This window comes from Tatumella ptyseos ATCC 33301, assembly GCF_000735525.1.
Lineage (GTDB): Bacteria > Pseudomonadota > Gammaproteobacteria > Enterobacterales > Enterobacteriaceae > Tatumella > Tatumella ptyseos.
Map to the genome: position 1 here is coordinate 1 of NZ_JMPR01000084.1, position 263 is coordinate 263.

The following is a 263-nucleotide window of genomic DNA, read 5'->3' on the forward strand; positions in this document are numbered from 1 at the left end:
GTCTTCAAGTTGCCGCAGACGGCGCAATTCTGTCACGCCCATACCGCCAAATTTCTTTTTCCAATTGTAAAACGTCGCCTCAGAAATCCCCATCTTTCTGCAGACTTCCTCGACGCGAGTGCCGGTTTCAGCCTGTTTGAGTGCAAAAGCGATTTGTTCCTCGGTATAACGTGTCTTTTTCATAACGAATGACCTCTTTTGGGAAGGAAAAGAAAGGCCGAAAACTCTACTTTACAACGGTACTGAATAAAGGGGGAAGGTCA

Annotated in this window: 1 protein-coding gene; it reads right to left on the bottom strand. The window is 46.4% G+C overall.

All coding sequences use genetic code 11. The annotated features are described in order from the left end of the window. Positions 1 to 183 (bottom strand): transposase (locus tag GTPT_RS16645; RefSeq protein WP_038011194.1); only part of this gene is annotated, 183 nt, incomplete at its 3' end. Between the last annotated feature and the right edge of the window lie 80 nt (positions 184 to 263).